This window comes from Azospirillum soli (assembly GCF_017876165.1).
GTDB classification, from domain to species: Bacteria; Pseudomonadota; Alphaproteobacteria; order Azospirillales; family Azospirillaceae; genus Azospirillum; species Azospirillum soli.
Window position 1 is genome coordinate 1 of record NZ_JAGINQ010000006.1, and the last position, 16,675, is coordinate 16,675.

The following is a 16,675-nucleotide window of genomic DNA, read 5'->3' on the forward strand; positions in this document are numbered from 1 at the left end:
CGGATGCTGGACTCGAACCAGCGACACGCGGATTAACAGTCCGCTGCTCTACCGACTGAGCTAATCCGGAACGGAGGCCGGCTTATACGGAGCCGGTGCCGTGGACGCAAGCACGAACCTCCGCGCGGCCGGAGAGGGAGCGAAGGTTCCGGTCCTCGCGGGTCCGCAACGATCGCGGCGCGCGGCTCAGTTTGGCTTCGCCACGCCGTGGCGGCGCCGATAGCTCTCCACCCTGCCCGGCGGCACGTCCTTGGGAAAGCACAGGGGCGCCCGCCCGCCCGGCCGGCTGTAGGCGCTGGTGCCGCCGCACCGCCGCCCGTTCCGCATCGTGTTGAAGGGGCACGGGCAGGTGCCGGGATAGGCGTATTGTCGACCGCCAAGCCGGCCGTTCAGCGCTTCCGCCCCAGGCCGAGGGACTTCGCCATGTCCGAGCGGGCCGCCGCATCGTTCGGCGCCACCATTGGGTACTCCGGCGGCAGGCCCCAGCGGGCGCGGTGCTCGTCCGGCGACAGGTTGTGGGTCGAGCGCAGAGAGCGCTTGAGCATCGTCAGCGTCTTCCCGTCCTCCAGGCAGACGATGTGGTCGGGGGTGACGGACTTGCGGATCGGGACGGCCGGTGTCGGCTTCACCGCCGGCGCGGACGGAACCGCCGGTTGCCCAAGCCCCGCCACGGCATCGCGGACCGCGGCGATGAGGGCGGGCATGGCGCCGACGGCAACGGTGTGGTTGCCGACGGAGGCCGCGACAACGGCGGCGGTCAGGTCGGCGATGCTGGTGGAGGGCTGCGACATGGAAAGGTCCCCGGCCAATGGTGTGCGCAAGAACGATCCACGTTGCCTGAGCTTGGCAACCGACGGGAGAACGGATCGTAAGGGGTGCACGGAGGCCGTCCGCGCCCTTTCATTGCCCTTCTGGACGTCTGTCTGCACTTGGCCCGGCGCCCATCTCACGTGGAGGCCACGCCGCCCCGCGCGGCGAGAATCGGAGGATGGACGATGTCGATGCGAACCGCTCGAGACTCACGGGCCGAAAAGCGGAAGGCAAGCCGCAAGGCCAAACTGCGGCGGAAACGGGCCGCGAGGAACCGTTGACGTCAAGCGGCTTTGCAACGGTTTGCCCGCTGCGCGACAGTCGGTTCGACTCGGTCCATGCGTGATGTCCGCGAGGACCGTGGCCCCCTTGGCCGCCGCCCCGACACGGTTCAGCGGCACCATGGATTGGTCACATCCAGAGCGTCGTCGTCCGATTGTGCATAGCCACTGCGAGCGAGCGTCGCTCCGACATCAACACCCGCCCCGTTCATGACCCGGGCCTTAAACCGGCTTCCCTGCGGGCCGGGCGACACGTCATAGACCGTGACGGGTTCCATCATCAGCAACGCCTTGGTCGTCTGCAACGCGAGCAGAGCGCGGGCTGATTCCGCCTCGCACGCCCCGTGGATGGCGGGCGTCGCGACGCTGATGATGCCAATGTCCGTTTTCCCCAGAAGACCCGCAGGCGCTTCGCTGACGGTATCCCCTGCGCTCTGCGCAGGGGGAGAGCCCCCGAAGGGGGCGCGGCGGCCGTGGCGGTGCACGGTCCCTGGCCGGCCCGCGCCGAACGTTCGAACGCGTGTGCCGCTGTGGTGGACGGCAAGCACCCGCTGAGCAGCGCCAAGGCTCCAGCGCGCGGGCGATCCCACCGCATGCCCCCTTATTGTGCCAAGTGTCGGCGCAAGCGCCTGACCGCGGGAGCGTTGGCCGCTGGTCGCCGGCGGCGTGCCATGGCGCTCGGCGCGGTCGGCCCCCATAGAACACCGAAGGGACGATTCGCACCGCGGCCGGCCGCACCGGGGTGCTGGGCCGCGTCAGAGCACCAGTGGCTCATTGGCTGCCATCGCGTGGGTGAACGCATCAAGCGTGGCGAACCGAAGGCGGGTGCCAAGGAACCCCGCAAAGTCACCCAGCCCAGCCATGACCGCGGACGGGTCACCGCGGTCGATGCCGTAGTCCAGGACATGAAAAATCCCCGCCAGAGCGCGGTCCCGTTCCGCCAGAACGCTGTCGATCCGCGCTTCCAGGTCCATCCGTTGCCGACGAAGCTCGGCCGCTGCCGCCTCGGCCAGGGCCATCACCCGTTCCGCTTCCGCCTTGTCCAGACGGGCCGTCTTGAAGATCGCGATGCACGATTGGTACACGGCGGCGGTCACGATGCTCGCGGCGGTGGCCGCCAGGATGACGGGCACGCTGATCGGCGCGCTGACGCCGGCGACGGTGATGGTGACCGCGCCGGCTTGTCCGAAGGCCGCCGCGGCTGCTCCACCCGCGTAAAAGCTGGCCAGCGTCGTGCAGCCGGTTTGCCCCAGAGCCTCCGCAGCCTCGTCGGGCGTCATGTTGCCTTTGACAAGGTGATAAATGGATCGGCCGACCTCGACCACCGCCGTGGCGGCCACCGCGGCCGGAGCGCCGGTCCGCAGCGCCTGCACCCCGGCTTTTTCGGCGGCGGTCCGGATCGTGACGGCCAGCGCCGCCTGGCCGGCCGCCCGGGCGGTGGCGGAGCCGGTCTCCGCCGCGATGGCCTTGGCGGCGGTGGACGCATCGGTTTGTCCCCGGGCCAGCTGCACCGAGTGGCGAATCACCGAGACCGTGCCGCCGATGACGGCGGCGCCGAGGGCCGCCGACCCGGCCGTCACCACGACCTCCTTGCCATAAGCTTTCAGCTGAAGCTCGAGGTGATAGCGCTTCCCGTCGCTCACCGTCTGCGTGACATCGTCCCGGCTCACACCGGCGCGCAGACGCTTGGCGGCGTCCAGGTAGCGCGCTTTGGCCTCCGGGTCCGAGCTCCGCTCAGCCAGCTTTAGCATTGCCTCCTTCCACGCCGACACCTCACCGTCGGGAACGGCCAGGTCCATGCCGGCGTACTTTTCGTTGGCCAAAGACTTGAGGTTCTGCACGGTGGGGCCGGACAGCAACTTGTCCTGGCGGGCGAGAATGACTTTGCCGTCGACCACGAGGACGGAGTCCTGTGGCGCGGTGTTGGCCCCTTGGAGGCGCGTGTTTTGCCAGGTGCCCGGCTTGCCCGCCTCGGCGCGGCCGATGTTGTCCTTCAGGTCATTGAGTGTCTCAAAGACATTGCCGCACGCTTGGGCGCGATGAACCTGTGCCCATCGGGGATCGGCGCTGTTGAGCTTGCCGGCCTCGCTCTCCAGCATCCGCTTCACGGCCGCCCACCCCGGATCGACCATGTCGGCGGCTCGCGCGGCGTTGGCGCCGGCGTGGGCGGCGAACTGCGTGGTGCCCTGGGCAACGCCGTCCGCGACGGCGCCGCGCTTCTTCTTCGAAAGCCAGCCGAACATGGTCCGCTCCTGCGTTTAGGCCGTGATCCGGCGCGCTTTGCTTTCGACCGCGCGCGGCAGCGACAGCACGTCGGTGCAACGCGCGTCGATGGCGCCGTCTTCGCGCAGCAGCGGCGTTTCGAGCAGCCGCTTCATCACGCTGGCGCACTCGTAGGCAAGCCACACGATCTGCTGTTGCTGCGGCGTGTAGTCTTTGTAGGACGTGCTTGGCCCTCGCCGTTTCCCGCGGAGGGCGTCGAGCAGGCGCACCAGCAGAGGAGGCCGATGGACCGGCGCCGCCGCGATGACGACCTGGAGGGCACCAAGGGTCATCCGGAACGTCCGCTGGAACTGGAGAATGGCCGCCTCGAATTGCCCAGAGACGCGCGTGATTCCCCGGACGGCGGTCGTTGCCAGCGCCATGTCCTCGGCGGCCTGCCGCGCCTCGGCGAGGTTGGCCCGGGCCTTCGCGAGGTTCGCGTCCGCCTTGGCCGACATCGCCCAGCCACCGACCAGGAGCGCGGGACCGGCGATCACCCCGCCGAGAACCGCCATGCCGCCCGCCACGCCGGCGCCGCCCGCGGCAAGGCTTCCCCCGCCCAGCCAAGCGAGGGTCGCGTTGGTGGCCGCCGCCCCGGAAAGAGAGCCGATCGCCACGCCGGTCGAGGACGTGGCGAGCGCGCCAACCCCGCCGTACGCCGCCACACCGGCCAGCGCGCCGGAGGCGATGGAGCCCACGGCCGCGCCGCCGAGTTCGGCAAGGCGCAAGGAGGTTTCCTTCAGGGCCCCCAACTGGTCCGGGCGGACCAGCGTCTTGGCGAGGTCGTCGATGTGGACATTGCCCGTGAGTTCCACGTCTTTGATCCGTTCCATCAGCCGCACAAAGTCTTTGATGTCGGTTTGCCAGACATCGATCTTCAGCCGACCAAGGTCTTCCAACGCGCTGTTGGCGGCCTCACGCGCGCCCTCGAGCTCGCCTTTGGCGCGATCAAACAGGTCGGCGGCTTCTTCGCCGAGGGATTGCGCTTCGCTGTTGGCGCTGCTGGCGTCGAGCATCTTCTTGCCGCCCCACAGGCCAGCGACCACGGCTCCGCCGATCAGGATTGCGGGAAGGGGCATCTCAGGCCTCCACTGCCATCAGGGCGGCCGCTTCGCGCATCAGAGCAAATTGGCGAACCACCCAGTTGCGCAGGACCTCAAACTCGGTCGGCGGAAGGCCGAAGGCGGCCACGATCGTTTCCAGGGCCGATGCTTCGCGGTCGTGGACATGGCCATCGACCAAGCTGAGACCGATCAGTTCCAGCACGGCGGCAACCTTGGTGGCGCGGGTGTCAAACACCGACGCCGCGTCCGTGATGGACCGCCCGTCCGGCTGCACGGCGGCGGGAAGCCCCATTTCCGCCTTCATGGCGGCAAGCATGGCCGCTTCTTGATGGGCGACGGCACCGTCGGCCTGGATGATGGTGTCGGCCAGGACAAGGAACGCTGATTTCTGCCGTTCTTCAAGTTGCGCCAGGAACACGTCCGGTTTCCCCTTCTTGCTGCGGTGATGGTGCGGTGCGTGCCCTCAAGGCATCGCAGGCGGCGCGGGTGGCCGCGTGGTATTCCGACCGTGTTAGCCCACCGACCAGGCCCGCGTCGTACGCGGCGTCGATCCGACACTGCAGTGGACGCTCGGCGTAGACCGCGCACAACCCGGACGCGTCGTCGAAGTGGCGGCAAACGCCGTCGCCCCGATCCAGCGGCTGGTACAGCGCATGGAGCGCCAGACTTCGGCAGCAGGCGCCACAGCGGTCACAGGCGAACGGGGGCATCGCGGCTGACGTCATCCACGGGGCCGGTCACTCCAAACAGCGCCCTGGCGTGCGGCCGCCGATCGATGTCCACGAGCGCATCCGGGCGGACGCGTGCCGCGACCTGAAGCGATGCCCGCACCTCTCCACCCAACCGGTGGCGGCCACGCGCACCAAGGTGCGTCGTGCGCTGCGACAATGCCTTCGCTGCGGCTTCATAAAAAAATTCAGGTTCGACCGGCCCGTCGCCCTCTCCCACCGATGCCGCCCGTCGCTTTGGCGGGGCGGCGGCCTGAGATTGCCACAGGAGCGTGAGCCTGCCCCCGGCCCCCTCCGGTGGGAGGGCGGTTGATTCCTGCGATGGCTTCAACGGGCCGGCGCGATTCACGCTTAAGCTCATGGTGGGGGTGGCGCTGGGGGATATATCATCGATTTTCTCGCCATCGCGCAACCGTAAGGTTGCAGATACTTCGTGCACGAAGTCAATTTTCTCGCCACTTCCGTCACCGAAGCATCTTGTGCGCGATCCAATGGCCACGCGCTCAACAAGACGCAAACAGACCATGCCCGGCGCAGATCGGCGTTCCTCGGCGTTCCTCGGCAGCGTCGTGGCGTGATCAATCGCCTTCGTTGTTCGGCTTCTCGGCCTGCGCGAGCGTGGAAGCGCCGACCGTCGGCGGTCACGGGCCCCTTGAGCGGCCGGGCAACTGGGCTGTCTGGCAAACGGCAACGGCACGACTTCGTCTGCGACTCAACCTGCTTTCGGGGGATGTTGTCCTCGCCCTCCGAATGCGTGTATGCCAAAATAGATATACCTCATTTCTGACGCGGGTGGAAGGGAGCTCGCGGCGCTGCCAGGATTGGACCTCATGCCGGACGTGATCGACGCGGTACGCGGGTACATTGACCGCCGGGTGTTCGCCCCGGCCTTGGTACACTCAGAGGTGCCTGAGGATGTGAAAAGCACCGTGCGCAATTCCGCGCGGTGGTTGCGCCAGTTCCGACGGGTTGGCGACTTGCTGCACTACATGGATCGTTTCCGCGGCGCTCCCGAGACCGCCGTCTACACGGGCTTGAAGGCGGCGGGCCTGTCGACCTTCGAAGACATCCGGGCTGATCTGCTCGCGCAGTTCGGCGCGTGGCAGACCGACCGCACACGCCTGGATGATTTCGTCGTTGGCGGCACGTACGGATCGAGCGAGCTCGTCATCTTCGCCGAAAAGTATGACAACCGCAGCGGCGGCATCTTGCCGATCGGTCCCAAGGACCACCACAAGGCTGTGTTTGTGAAGGCCACGCTGTCGGGCGGCAAGTATGGCAACCAGTGGCTCGAAGACGGCCAGCGCCTCAAGTATTTCCTGAAGAGCCGAAACAACGTCTTCAAGGAGAGCTACTCCGAGAACGCCGCCATCATCAACCATCCCCATGTGCCCGTGTACGCCTTTGTTCGCCACCAGGCGGAAGGGCCGTTTCGACTGGCGGGCTTGTTCAAAAACGCAGGCGTCCACACCGAGGAGGATGGCTCCAAATGGTTTGAGCTTGTCCTCCGCTCGCCGGCCGAAACCGACGTGGCGCTTGACGCGCGCGCGTTGCGGGACGCGCACGAGCGCGAGGTCCGCCGGGCCCAACGCTCCTCCACCGCCGAACGGCGCCAGCGCCTGGCATCGGCGCCACGCGCGCCGGTCACGGTCACCGTGGTGACCAAGGCGTTTATCCGAAACCCCGACGTTGTGGCGGAGGTGCTGGAGCGCGCGGCTGGGACGTGCGAGGGCTGCGGACACGCCGCGCCCTTCGCGCGCCGCAGCGACGGGACGCCGTACCTGGAGGTTCATCACAAGGTGCCCCTCGCCGCCGGCGGCGACGACACCGTCGAAAACGCGGTCGCTCTGTGCCCGAATTGCCATCGCAACGAGCATTACGGCTCGGCGGTGTGGCCGTGGCAGGACCCCGATTCATGATGCGGCGCCCCACCCCACACACCTGAGGCGCCAGGCGTCGCTCCGGCCGGCGCCAGGGTGGTGAGGGTATGCCTCTCATGCCCCCCACCGGCCACGCGACCGCGGGGTTGGCCGGGCGCTGGGCAACGGTCACGCCGAGCGGCCCGGAGCGGCGTGTGGGCGCGACGCCGTGCCGGCCCGCTGGACGCACGCCATCCTAACGTGCCGCGCCCAACGCGAGACGGGCGCGCGCCAGCCAAGGCCGCGGGAGTGCTGGCCCGACGATGCCCTGGAGCTGGCGGAGGCGCTGGTCGCCACGGGGGCGCCGTGCGTGACCGCCCGCGCCCCCATCGTAAGCCCGTGGCCCCCCAATTGCGGGTCGGCGGCGCGTCGTCGCCGGGGCGCATCGCGGCCCACGTGTCCGCAGCGCCCTCCGGCCACAACGCGGACTCCCTGGCCGTCTCCTCAGCCCCCGCAGTGTGCTACTCTGGGTTTGGCTCGGCTGGGCGAGTGTGCGCGATGAGAGGGGTGATGGGCCGACACGGTCTGGAACATACGGTGGGGCCGACACACGCTCCATCCAGCGGCGTGGGCCCGCGCACGCGGCGCGTCACAAGCGGCTGCGTTTCGGCGGTGGCGCCGAGGACGGCGGCGGTGACGCGGACGGTGGCGCGATGAAGGTGTGCATCCACCGCGGCACCAAGCAAATCGGCGGGTTGTGCATCGAGCTGGAGCACCAGGGCGCGCGGCTGGTTCTCGACCTTGGGCTGCCGCTCGACGCGGACGCCGCCCTACCGGACCTGCTGCCGCCGGTTGCCGGCTGCCGCGACGCCGACGCCAGCCTCCTCGGCGTGGTGGTGTCGCACCCGCACCAAGACCATTACGGGCTGGCGCGGCGGCTGCCCGCATCGACCCCGCTGGTCCTGGGGGCCGCGGCCGAGCGCATCATCGCCGCCGCCGCGCCGTTTGTACCGGGCGGTGTGGTCTTGCGGGCCGCCCGCCACCTCCGCGACGGCGTGCCGCTGGAGATCGGCCCGTTTCGCGTCACGCCCTACCTGGTGGACCACTCCGCCTACGACGCTTACGCGCTGCTGGTCGAAGCCGGCGGCCGGCGGCTGTTCTACAGTGGCGACCTGCGGGCCCATGGCCGCAAGGCCGCGCTGTTCGAACGGCTGCTGGCGCGGGCGCCGCGCGGCGTCGACGCCCTGTTGCTCGAGGGGTCGAGCATCGGCCGGCGGCCCGCGGAGGATCGCGTTCCCACCGAAGCGGACCTGGAGACGGCGCTCGCCGCCCTCGCGCAGGCCACCAGCGGCCCCGTGCTTGTCGGCGCCTCGGCGCAAAACATTGACCGGGTCGTCACCGTGTTCCGCGCGGCGCGACGCACCGGGCGCCTTTTGGTGATCGACCTGTACGCGGCCGCCATCCTGGCGGCGACGGGCAACCCCAACATCCCGCAGTCGCACTGGGATGGTGTGCGCCTCTTCGTGCCGGCGTGGCAGCGGCGCGCGATCAAGCGGCAGCGGTTGTTCGACCTTCTGGAGCGCCACGCGCGCCGCCGGGTGTTCCCCGAAGACCTGGCGGGGTTGGCGCCCAACGCGATGGTCCTGTTCCGCGCCTCCATGGCGAGAGATTGGGAGGAGGCGAACGGCTTGGCGGGCGCTCGCCTGGTGTGGTCGCAGTGGGGCGGCTACCTGAACGAGCCGGCGGCGGCGGGGCTTGTCGCGTGGTGCAACCGCCTGAGCCTGCCGTTCGATCACCTGCACACCTCCGGACACGCGGCGGTGGCCGATTTGCAGCGCCTCGCCGCGGCGCTGACGGCCAAGCGCGTTGTCCCGATCCATTCCTTCGAAACCGCTCGCTACGCCGAGTTCTTTTCCAAAGTCGCGCGTCACAACGACGGTGAATGGTGGTCCCTATGAATGGCAAGCAACGCCGCATCAGCCCTCAGTTCGATGCCGATCTGCTGACGGGAACGCTCCGGCCGCTGCTGGACGTGGTTCGCGCCGATCGCGACCTCATTTTGGAGGTCCGGGACGGGTGCGTGACGATTTACTGCAAAGGCCAATGCCTGGCGTCGATCAAGCCGAACGGCGGTGGCTACGCGATCACCGCCGACCAAGCGTTCTGGAGCCCCAAGGCGTTCTGGAAGGACGGCCCTCCTGTGCTGACGTCGGCGGCGCAGGCGTCCGACTACGTCGCGACCCAGCTGCCGTTCATCAAGCAGACCATCGCCGTGCACGCGAAGAGCGGTGGCGGCGACGCGAGCGCCAAAGGCCTTGAGATTGAGTACGAACAGTTTCTGATCCGGGCCAACAACAACGAACCGAGCCTCAACACCGAGTACTTTGCGGTTGATCGCCAGTACACGCTCGAGGCAGGCCAGGATCGGCTGGACGTCCTCGGCGTGTGCTGGCCGCGGTCCCGGCGGCACAACGACACGGAAGTCGCTCTGGCGCTGATGGAGGTGAAGTTCTCGCTGGCTGGCGGGGTTGATGACATCGCCGTACAGGTCAAGCGCTACCATGACGCTCTCGTCCGCAACATCGACGCGATCGCCGACGACGCGGAGTATCTGCTGCGGTTGAAGCTGAAGCTTGGCCTCATCACCGGCGCGTCGCCGAACGCGCTCAGCAAGCTGGCCACGCTGCCGGTGTCGCGCGATCCGAAAAAGACCAAGATCGTTCAGGCGCTCGTCGACTACAACCCGCACAGCAAGCTGCTGGACCTGAAGGCGATCGGCAAGCTGCCGTTCGCGGATCAGATCGAGATTCACCGTCTCGGCCTGGGGCTGTGGAGCACCAAGGGGGAGACGTTCGCCAAGGCGCCCGCCGATGCCCCGGCGTGACGGAGACGCCGAACCGGACACCGGGCCGGGGCGACCGCTGGTGTCCCCCAGCGGGGTGTTCGCCGCCCATTGGGCGGCACTCGGCACCCCGCGGGTGCGCGCCCGGTGGGACCAAGGGGAGGAGGGCTGGTCGTTGCGCCACTCGCTGGTGACGCTGACCTGCCCGCCCTTGGAGGCGGCCCTCGACGACTGGCGCGGCGTGCTCGCCGCCGCGCTGGCGCCGGTGCGGCTGACGAGCGTGGAGGTGACGGTGCTCCGCCCGGCCGTGCCGCCGGCCAATCCCGTGTGCGGTGCCGCCTCCGTCACCGCCTTCGCGCGTCGCGCGTTGGACGCCATGGCCACCCTCTCCGCCCCGCCCGTGTGGGTACCGGTGTCGCTCGCGCTGCCCTCCCCCTGGGGACGCGCCCGCGTTGGCGATCCAGAGTGGGATGTGGCTTTTGATCCCGCACGCGACGCGATCGCCCAAGCCGCTGACGCTCTGGCGGCTGAGGTGGAGGCGTGGCTTGGCGGCGTGGCGGCCTTCCACCTGCGCCTCCTCGTGCCAGCGCCAACCACGGCGCTGGCCGCCAGCGCGTTGTGACCCCGCTAGCGCGATCCGGCGCACCAGCGGGGTCACGCAACACGCGCGTCCTCCACTCCAACTCGGAAACGCGCGCACCGACGCCGGTGACGGAAGGCTTGGGCCACCACCGGGCGAGCGTCGTGGTCGCGGTCGAGGAGCAGGACGCGCCGGCGACACGCCGTGTGGCCGGCGACGTTCAAGCCGTCGCCCCGGACATCGTCAGCGCGCTGCGCACCGTGACGATCGCCTGCCGGCGCGTGCGCCTCCGCGACCGGAGCCACACGGGCGAGGCTTGGCACCGGGTGTGTCCGTACGGCTTCCTCTACGGTCGCCGCCCCTATCTCACCTTCAGTCTCAACCCGGGCGTCTTTGCCTACCGCAGTTTTCGCCTGGCCAACATTTTGGAGGTGGAAGACACCGGACAGCCGTTCCGGCGGGACGACTTTGCGCACAACGATTGGGCCGCGCGCAGCTGCGGTGTCTTTCAGGAGGAGCCTTTCGACGTGGATTGGCGGTTCGCGCCGGCGGTCGCCGCCGAAGCGCGCCAGTTCCTGTTCCCTCCGAGCCAGAGACTGGACGACGAGCCGGACGGCGGCGTCACCGTGCGCTTTCGCGCCGGAGGCGCGCTGGAGATGGCGTGGCACCTGTACACCTGGGGGCGCTCCGTCACGGTGGTGAAACCCAGCGATTTTTGGGACCGCGTCGAGCGGGCCGGAAGCCTGCGACTCGATGCACGAACGGGGTGATGGAATTCCAAGCTTACGACGAGGGTTCATTTGCAACGTCCACACCCTGTATTATGCTTGCAGCCGGCGAAGGCTGCCGAACCGAGCAACAAGGACACCTCAATGCTTAAACCCCAAACTATTCAGAAACTCTACCCGGAAACAAACCTGTTTCTATACGCTAAGCTCAACGATGAAGATCGCGTCATTTTGTTTGACGCTATCGGCAGACCACTACTCGAATTTGAAGAAGAGGCCATTGAGTATGTCATTAACGTTTATCTGCAGGCCATTGACGGCCATGTCAAAGCTAGAACACACAAGGAACTAAAGAACACTTTTGCGGCCATTCGGGACGCCGTTTCAAGCTTTAGCAATGAGCTAGAAAAACTAACAGGAGAGAATTTCTCAGCCCGGCATTTAGGTTCCTTGGCCGAAGAGTTTGAATCCATAGAAGAAGCCGAAGATGCAGTGCAATCGGTGGAAAACGCAGATCTCCTTGCAACCGCATTCGCCTTTATAGAAAAGGAAGCGTTGTTTACCTACGATAAAGCCTTTAGTCTAGAGGATTTTGCGCGCAGCCTCGATATTTTGCAAGGAGCCGCCGACTCGCTTTCAGAAAAGTTTACAAAAAAAACGGGCCGGCCAGGCGATCCCTTTTTCTCGACACTCGTTGCCGACCTACTGCACATCTACAACGCCATTGCCGATGTTCGCGTGCACTCGGAAGGACCTTACAGCTTCATCCATGCTGCCGCGCGCATTGCGGAGCGACACCTTGGTCAGCGCGGCCTGCTCGCTGATGGGGTTAAGGTGCATAAACTTTCAAAATCCGCCATTCAAGAATGGGTCAAGCTCGCCCGCTCTGAGGACTGAGGTGGTCCCCGTTTCCCGGACAGTTGGATAAGCTTGGTTCGCCCTGAGGTGGTCCCCGTTTCCCGGACAGTTGGATAAGCTTGGTTCGCCCGACGGAAAGGACGGACCCGATGACGGGGAATCGAAAGCGGTATTCAGCGGAGTTCAAAGCGAAGGTGGCGTTGGAGGCGATCCGGGGCGATCTGACCGTGTCGCAGCTGGTGGCCAAGCACGGGGTGCACCAGACGCTGATCAACGCCTGGAAGCGGCAAGCCGTGGAGGGCATGGCGGCGGTGTTCTCGGACAAGGCGGAGGTGGCCGAGGCATCGCACGCCACCGAGGTCGAGAAGCTGCACGCCAAGATCGGCCAGCTCGTCGTGGAGCGGGATTTTTTGCGCAAGGCCTCCGGTCGATGAATGTCGATCGGAGGCGGCAGATGATCGAGCCCGAGCACCCTCGGCTCTCGATCGTCCGGCAGTGCGAACTGGTGTCGATCAGCCGCTCCGCGTACTACGGGCCAATCCGTGGCGAGGGGCCGTTGAACCTGGCGCTGATGCGCCTGATCGACGAGCAGTTTCTGGAGACGCCGTGGTACGGCTCGCGGCAGATGGCCCACCATCTGCGCCGACAGGGCTACGAGGTCGGCCGCAAACGGGTCCGGCGGCTGATGGCGAAGATGGGCTTGGCGGCGGTCTACCAGCGGCCACGGACGACGGTGCCCCACCCGGAGCAAAAGATCTGGCCGTACCTGCTGCGCAACCTGGTGATCGACCGCCCCAACCAGGTCTGGTGCGCCGACATCACTTACATCCCGATGCGGCGCGGCTTCCTCTACGTGGTTGCGGTGATGGACTGGGCAACGCGCAAGGTGCTGGCGTGGCGGCTGTCGAACACCATGGACGTGGAGTTCTGCATCGCCGCGCTGGAGGAGGCGCTGGCGCGCTATGGCCGGCCGGAGATCTTCAACACCGATCAGGGGAGCCAGTTCACCAGCCCGCGCTTCACCGGCCTCTTGACCGAGGCTGGCGTCCGGGTTTCCATGGACGGGCGCGGGCGATGGATGGACAACGTGTTCATTGAGCGGCTGTGGCGGTCGATGAAGTACGAATGCGTCTACCTTCAGGCCTTCGAGACCGGCAGCGAGGCACGGGCCGGGCTCGGCCGATGGATCACCTACTACAACTCCCAGAGGCCGCATTCGGCGCTCGGCGGCAGGACGCCGGACGAGACCTACATGGGCATCCTGGACGGCATCGAATTGGCGGCGTGATGGAGACCTGAACCAAGCTTATCCCAGCCGCTAAACTGTCCGGGAAACGGGGACCACCTCAGACATCCAAGGCTGACCGCACAGTGGGCGGCTCTGATGCGACGAATGCGTGTTCGACACGTCCGACCTCTGCGACCGGCTGACCAAAAACGCGGGGGAGGCATCCCAAGGCTGGACATCCCGTCAAAAATTCTGTCCTACGAGGAGTAACGCTCCACGGAAAACGATTTTGGGCGACATATTCCCATACCGCCGAGCGCATTCATGTGAACACTAGCCCGTCATCCGCAACCTGATGACGGGCTATAAAACCATGCACCCCCACACCTACAACCTTATGAAGGCCGCCTACAGCGTCACGGAGACCACGTCCCTCCTGTCGCTCGGCCGCACCAGCATCTATGAACTCGTGAAGTCCGGAGAACTCAAGGCCACCAAGTGCGGCCGGCGCACCCTGTTTCTGGCCACCGATGTTGCGGCCTTTCTGGCCAAGCTCCAGGCCGGAGGAGAGCGCTAATGAACCGCATGCCATTTGTGGTGCCGGCCGACGTTGACCGTCTCGGTGTCGCCAAAACCGCCGGATTGCCCGTAAGCGTGCCCAGCGTGTCTCCCTATCCATTGGAAGACCGGCGCCTTGCGCTTGCCGGGCCCAAGTTGATCGATGCACTTCCGGCATCATCGTTCAAAGTTTTTTTGCAATACGCGGCGCACACCCTTCAGGTGTCTGAAGACATGACGATGCTGAACGCCATCGGCGCGGTGAACACAGCAGTCAATGGCAAATTCGAAATCATCCGGAATTGCGGCCACCGTGAGCCGCTGTCCCTCTACATCGTCGTCGTTGAAGAACCGGGAGGACGCAAGTCTGCCGTTGTAAAACTCGCAAAGCAACCCCTTCACAATTGGTTGGAGCAAAGGCGCGCGCAGGACGGTCAGTGGAGCCACGACGGCAAGAGCCGGCCGGCCATTCGTCTCTATTTCCAGGATACAACCGCTGCTGCGTTAAAGCGCGCGCTGGCCGAAACTGAAGGGCGCCTGTCCTGCCACGAACCTGAGCCCGGCCTGCTCGACATGCTCGCACGCTCAGGCGCTCACATGTCGCTCTTCTGCAACGGCTATGATCACGAACCGATCGTGGTTGACCGAGTCAACAAACCACTGTTGGAGATTCCGGCGCCAGCCTTTTCGCTCTGCATCTCAGCTCAACCCGAAGCTGCCTTGCGCTTTGCACGCAATCATCGTGTTCGCAGCTGCGGGCTGCTGGCGCGGCTCCTCGTTGTCCGCATTCCGTCCCTCATGGGAACACGACGCGTTGGACTTCCCCCTATTCCTCAGCATTCTCTGGACTTCTATAACGCTCTGATCAGGCGCCTGCTCGACATCCCGGCGCTGCCAACGGGCATGGCCCGCCACGCGTTGGAACTGACCGACAATGCAGAGGCCCTGTTCGCGGGCTTTGCGCGTTGGGCGGAACTGGAACTCCTGCCTTGCCGATCGTTGAACTTCGACACGGGGTGGGGAGCGAAGCTTCCGGGAAAAGTCCTGCGGCTGGCGGGTTTGTTGCATTGCATTGCGCACGATGATCCACGCCGCGCTCGCATCGACACCGACGTCATGGGCCAAGCGATCTGCATGGCACACTTCTTTGCGGCTCAAACCCGGAACTTTTTCTGGCATGCGGAGCACGGGGAGGTCCAGGAGGTTGCCGATGAGATCGTAAGGTGGGCATCCACGTACGCCACAGCGGGCTTTTCCGTGCAGGACGTCCAAAGTTGCCTGTCCAGGCATTCGAGGCAGCAGATTCAGGCAGCGGTCGACCTGCTTCTTCGGCTCCAAGTGATCCACGAGGATCTCATGATCTACGCGCATCAGCAGGAGCGCTGGCGCAGAGGCCGGCCCCGCGCACCGCGCTTTCGCCTAGCCTATAACTATAACGCAGGGACTCAGCGATGACGCCACACCAAACGAGAATCCTCCGAGGGGCGCCGCGATACCTCTATTTTTACCGCAACGTCAACTGGGGCAACGGGCTGATACCCGATACGCCCAAGGCGCGGCAGTGGGCCGTTGAGCAAGGTGCCAGGCTGTTCGATGCCGTCCCGCTCTATCGGTTTGAGGTGGATGGAACGCCTCAACGCTGGGGTCCAGGAAACTTTTCCTTCCGGGTTTCCCGCTACCCCGATCGGCTTCCGGTGTTAACAGCCCGCGTTTCCGAAATGCTAAACACAGTGCTCCGCCGTCGCCTCAACGTTCCCGAGACCTCATTTCTAAGGGCAACGTATATTGGAGAACAGGATGTGGAAATCGGATTTCCTCATGCATTCTTTTCGCTCGAAGAAAATTTCCAGCACCTGGCAGAGTTCCACAAAGCTTTTGCGGAAAGCTTTAAGGTTTGGGCACGTGATTTGGGATTCGGCGATGTGTGCATCAAACATAGGCCATGCGTTGTCGCTGACAACTGCACACAGCCGGATGGACGCCGCGCGATCTCCATGCCGTGGGATGAGTTCTGCTCGCTGTCGGCGCAAGGCATTGGCTCTGCACTGGATGTTCCCCGGCCTGTACCGGGCATTCCGTGCCGTCACCACATCGGTTCGGCGAACAAATGCGAATTGGTCACAATTGCACTATCCGCAGTTTCGAAGCGCCAACGCTTGGACACCACCGCTTTCAGCGCCACGACCGGCGATTGCCGAGCGTGGCGCCCGCTGATACCGCTCCTTGATGCGTCGGGCGTCTCCGCGTGCAGCTCTGCGTTTCCCGAGCGAACGGTGAGGTGCGCCATCAAATTGGTGGCGTGGTTGCGATCGTGCGGGGTGACTGAGTTTCGCCGCCGGGATGCCTTGCGTGCCGTCGATGGTACATTCACGTTGAACAAGGGAGTGGCTGATGCATTGACCGTCTTGATTGCGCATGGCCATCTGAAAGAGTGCCCGTTTCCACCCTATTCTTATCCGGGGAAGAGAGCGTCACCCTGGTTTATTGTAAACCCCGCCGTTTTTTCCGCGGCATGAATCGCGCTGCTTTCGCATACGGACGGCGGGTGAAGGCTTCCTTTGAGGTGCTGGCGGCCCACTTGTCTGAGGATGGGCCGCAAGGTTCACCTGGTTCATCACCTTGAGGCCGATGAATCGCATCGGCTGTACAAGGAAGCGAAAGACGCGACGGAGCGGACGCACCTTCAGATCATCTGGTTGCTGAGCAGCGGGCGTTCGGCGCAGTTCGTGGCCGAGGTGACGGGCTATACGCCGCGCTGGATCAGCGTTCTGGTGGGGCGCTATAACGAGGCCGGGGTTGCGGGGCTGGGTGACCAGCGCTAATTCCACCCCGGCGCCAGACCGCCGCTCGACGCAGGCCAGCAGCGCCGCCTAGGGG

At 65.8% G+C, this 16,675-nt stretch carries 17 protein-coding genes; 11 read left to right on the plus strand and 6 right to left on the minus strand.

The genetic code is table 11. The features are described from left to right. Positions 1 to 389 precede the first annotated feature (389 nt). The 6 genes from J2852_RS11140 to J2852_RS32330 all read right to left on the minus strand — a co-directional run bounded on the left by J2852_RS11140 (position 390) and on the right by J2852_RS32330 (position 5,142). Positions 390 to 791, minus strand: coding sequence for a Ros/MucR family transcriptional regulator (locus tag J2852_RS11140; protein WP_209875318.1), 402 nt, complete (start codon positions 789 to 791; stop codon positions 390 to 392). Positions 792 to 1,201: 410 nt separating this feature from the next. Then, positions 1,202 to 1,681, minus strand: a complete 480-nt coding sequence (locus tag J2852_RS11145; protein WP_209875320.1) for a hypothetical protein — start codon at positions 1,679 to 1,681, stop codon at positions 1,202 to 1,204. A gap of 165 nt (positions 1,682 to 1,846) precedes the next feature. After that, positions 1,847 to 3,334 (minus strand): hypothetical protein, encoded by a 1,488-nt coding sequence (locus J2852_RS11150; RefSeq protein ID WP_209875322.1) that lies wholly within the window; start codon positions 3,332 to 3,334, stop codon positions 1,847 to 1,849. Between the two features lie 15 nt (positions 3,335 to 3,349). Beyond that, positions 3,350 to 4,432 carry a hypothetical protein gene (locus tag J2852_RS11155; RefSeq protein ID WP_209875324.1) on the minus strand — a complete coding sequence of 361 codons (1,083 nt, stop codon included), beginning with the start codon at positions 4,430 to 4,432 and terminating at the stop codon, positions 3,350 to 3,352. A gap of 1 nt (position 4,433) precedes the next feature. Further along, positions 4,434 to 4,835, minus strand: coding sequence for a hypothetical protein (locus J2852_RS11160; RefSeq protein WP_209875325.1), 402 nt, complete (start codon positions 4,833 to 4,835; stop codon positions 4,434 to 4,436). After that, on the minus strand, positions 4,816 to 5,142 hold the full coding sequence (locus J2852_RS32330) for a YkgJ family cysteine cluster protein (protein ID WP_209875326.1): 327 nt from the start codon (positions 5,140 to 5,142) through the stop codon (positions 4,816 to 4,818). The genes J2852_RS11160 and J2852_RS32330 overlap by 20 nt, the downstream gene beginning before the upstream one ends. Before the next feature lie 833 nt (positions 5,143 to 5,975). Between J2852_RS32330 and J2852_RS11170 the strand changes: the two genes are divergently transcribed. The 11 genes from J2852_RS11170 (at position 5,976) to J2852_RS11220 (ending at position 16,620) form a co-directional block, all read left to right on the plus strand. Next, the gene (locus J2852_RS11170) at positions 5,976 to 7,064 is read left to right on the plus strand and encodes an HNH endonuclease (RefSeq protein WP_209875327.1); all 1,089 of its coding nucleotides are present in this window, start codon (positions 5,976 to 5,978) and stop codon (positions 7,062 to 7,064) included. Between the two features lie 653 nt (positions 7,065 to 7,717). Then, entirely contained in the window at positions 7,718 to 8,962 is a 1,245-nt protein-coding gene (locus tag J2852_RS11175; RefSeq protein ID WP_209875328.1) for an MBL fold metallo-hydrolase, read from the plus strand. Next, entirely contained in the window at positions 8,959 to 9,888 is a 930-nt protein-coding gene (locus J2852_RS11180) for a hypothetical protein (protein WP_209875329.1), read from the plus strand. Before J2852_RS11175 ends, J2852_RS11180 begins: the two co-directional genes overlap by 4 nt. After that, positions 9,875 to 10,468 (plus strand): hypothetical protein, encoded by a 594-nt coding sequence (locus J2852_RS11185; protein ID WP_209875330.1) that lies wholly within the window; start codon positions 9,875 to 9,877, stop codon positions 10,466 to 10,468. The genes J2852_RS11180 and J2852_RS11185 overlap by 14 nt, the downstream gene beginning before the upstream one ends. A gap of 122 nt (positions 10,469 to 10,590) precedes the next feature. Further along, positions 10,591 to 11,196 carry a helix-turn-helix transcriptional regulator gene (locus J2852_RS11190; RefSeq protein WP_209875331.1) on the plus strand — a complete coding sequence of 202 codons (606 nt, stop codon included), beginning with the start codon at positions 10,591 to 10,593 and terminating at the stop codon, positions 11,194 to 11,196. A gap of 102 nt (positions 11,197 to 11,298) precedes the next feature. Next, complete coding sequence (locus tag J2852_RS11195; protein WP_209875332.1) at positions 11,299 to 12,051, plus strand: hypothetical protein; 753 nt, start codon at positions 11,299 to 11,301, stop codon at positions 12,049 to 12,051. Positions 12,052 to 12,161: 110 nt separating this feature from the next. Next, positions 12,162 to 13,300 (plus strand): IS3 family transposase gene (locus J2852_RS11200; RefSeq protein ID WP_209875333.1). Its coding sequence is split into 2 segments (ribosomal slippage): positions 12,162 to 12,417 and positions 12,417 to 13,300, totalling 1,140 coding nucleotides; the frame shifts between segments, so codons are not numbered across the junction. Positions 13,301 to 13,613: 313 nt separating this feature from the next. Then, a complete protein-coding gene (locus tag J2852_RS11205; RefSeq protein ID WP_209875334.1) occupies positions 13,614 to 13,817 on the plus strand; it encodes a helix-turn-helix domain-containing protein in 204 nt (67 codons plus the stop codon). Next, on the plus strand, positions 13,817 to 15,253 hold the full coding sequence (locus J2852_RS11210; RefSeq protein ID WP_209875335.1) for a DUF3987 domain-containing protein: 1,437 nt from the start codon (positions 13,817 to 13,819) through the stop codon (positions 15,251 to 15,253). The genes J2852_RS11205 and J2852_RS11210 overlap by 1 nt, the downstream gene beginning before the upstream one ends. Beyond that, on the plus strand, positions 15,250 to 16,314 hold the full coding sequence (locus J2852_RS11215) for a hypothetical protein (RefSeq protein ID WP_209875336.1): 1,065 nt from the start codon (positions 15,250 to 15,252) through the stop codon (positions 16,312 to 16,314). The genes J2852_RS11210 and J2852_RS11215 overlap by 4 nt, the downstream gene beginning before the upstream one ends. 72 nt (positions 16,315 to 16,386) lie before the next feature. Then, positions 16,387 to 16,620: a helix-turn-helix domain-containing protein gene (locus J2852_RS11220; RefSeq protein WP_209875338.1), complete on the plus strand. Its 234-nt coding sequence runs from the start codon at positions 16,387 to 16,389 to the stop codon at positions 16,618 to 16,620. Positions 16,621 to 16,675: the final 55 nt, after the last annotated feature.

Bases quoted from the DNA above. Each gene is read 5' to 3' on its own strand.
- J2852_RS32330 (WP_209875326.1), bottom strand. From the start codon at position 5,142: ATGACGTCAGCCGCGATGCCCCCGTTCGCCTGTGACCGCTGTGGCGCC.
- J2852_RS11185 (WP_209875330.1), top strand. From the start codon at position 9,875: ATGCCCCGGCGTGACGGAGACGCCGAACCGGACACCGGGCCGGGGCGA.
- J2852_RS11175 (WP_209875328.1), top strand. From the start codon at position 7,718: ATGAAGGTGTGCATCCACCGCGGCACCAAGCAAATCGGCGGGTTGTGC.
- J2852_RS11150 (WP_209875322.1), bottom strand. From the start codon at position 3,334: ATGTTCGGCTGGCTTTCGAAGAAGAAGCGCGGCGCCGTCGCGGACGGC.
- J2852_RS11205 (WP_209875334.1), top strand. From the start codon at position 13,614: ATGCACCCCCACACCTACAACCTTATGAAGGCCGCCTACAGCGTCACG.
- J2852_RS11170 (WP_209875327.1), top strand. From the start codon at position 5,976: ATGCCGGACGTGATCGACGCGGTACGCGGGTACATTGACCGCCGGGTG.
- J2852_RS11195 (WP_209875332.1), top strand. From the start codon at position 11,299: ATGCTTAAACCCCAAACTATTCAGAAACTCTACCCGGAAACAAACCTG.
- J2852_RS11220 (WP_209875338.1), top strand. From the start codon at position 16,387: ATGGGCCGCAAGGTTCACCTGGTTCATCACCTTGAGGCCGATGAATCG.
- J2852_RS11210 (WP_209875335.1), top strand. From the start codon at position 13,817: ATGAACCGCATGCCATTTGTGGTGCCGGCCGACGTTGACCGTCTCGGT.
- J2852_RS11180 (WP_209875329.1), top strand. From the start codon at position 8,959: ATGAATGGCAAGCAACGCCGCATCAGCCCTCAGTTCGATGCCGATCTG.
- J2852_RS11215 (WP_209875336.1), top strand. From the start codon at position 15,250: ATGACGCCACACCAAACGAGAATCCTCCGAGGGGCGCCGCGATACCTC.
- J2852_RS11140 (WP_209875318.1), bottom strand. From the start codon at position 791: ATGTCGCAGCCCTCCACCAGCATCGCCGACCTGACCGCCGCCGTTGTC.
- J2852_RS11155 (WP_209875324.1), bottom strand. From the start codon at position 4,432: ATGCCCCTTCCCGCAATCCTGATCGGCGGAGCCGTGGTCGCTGGCCTG.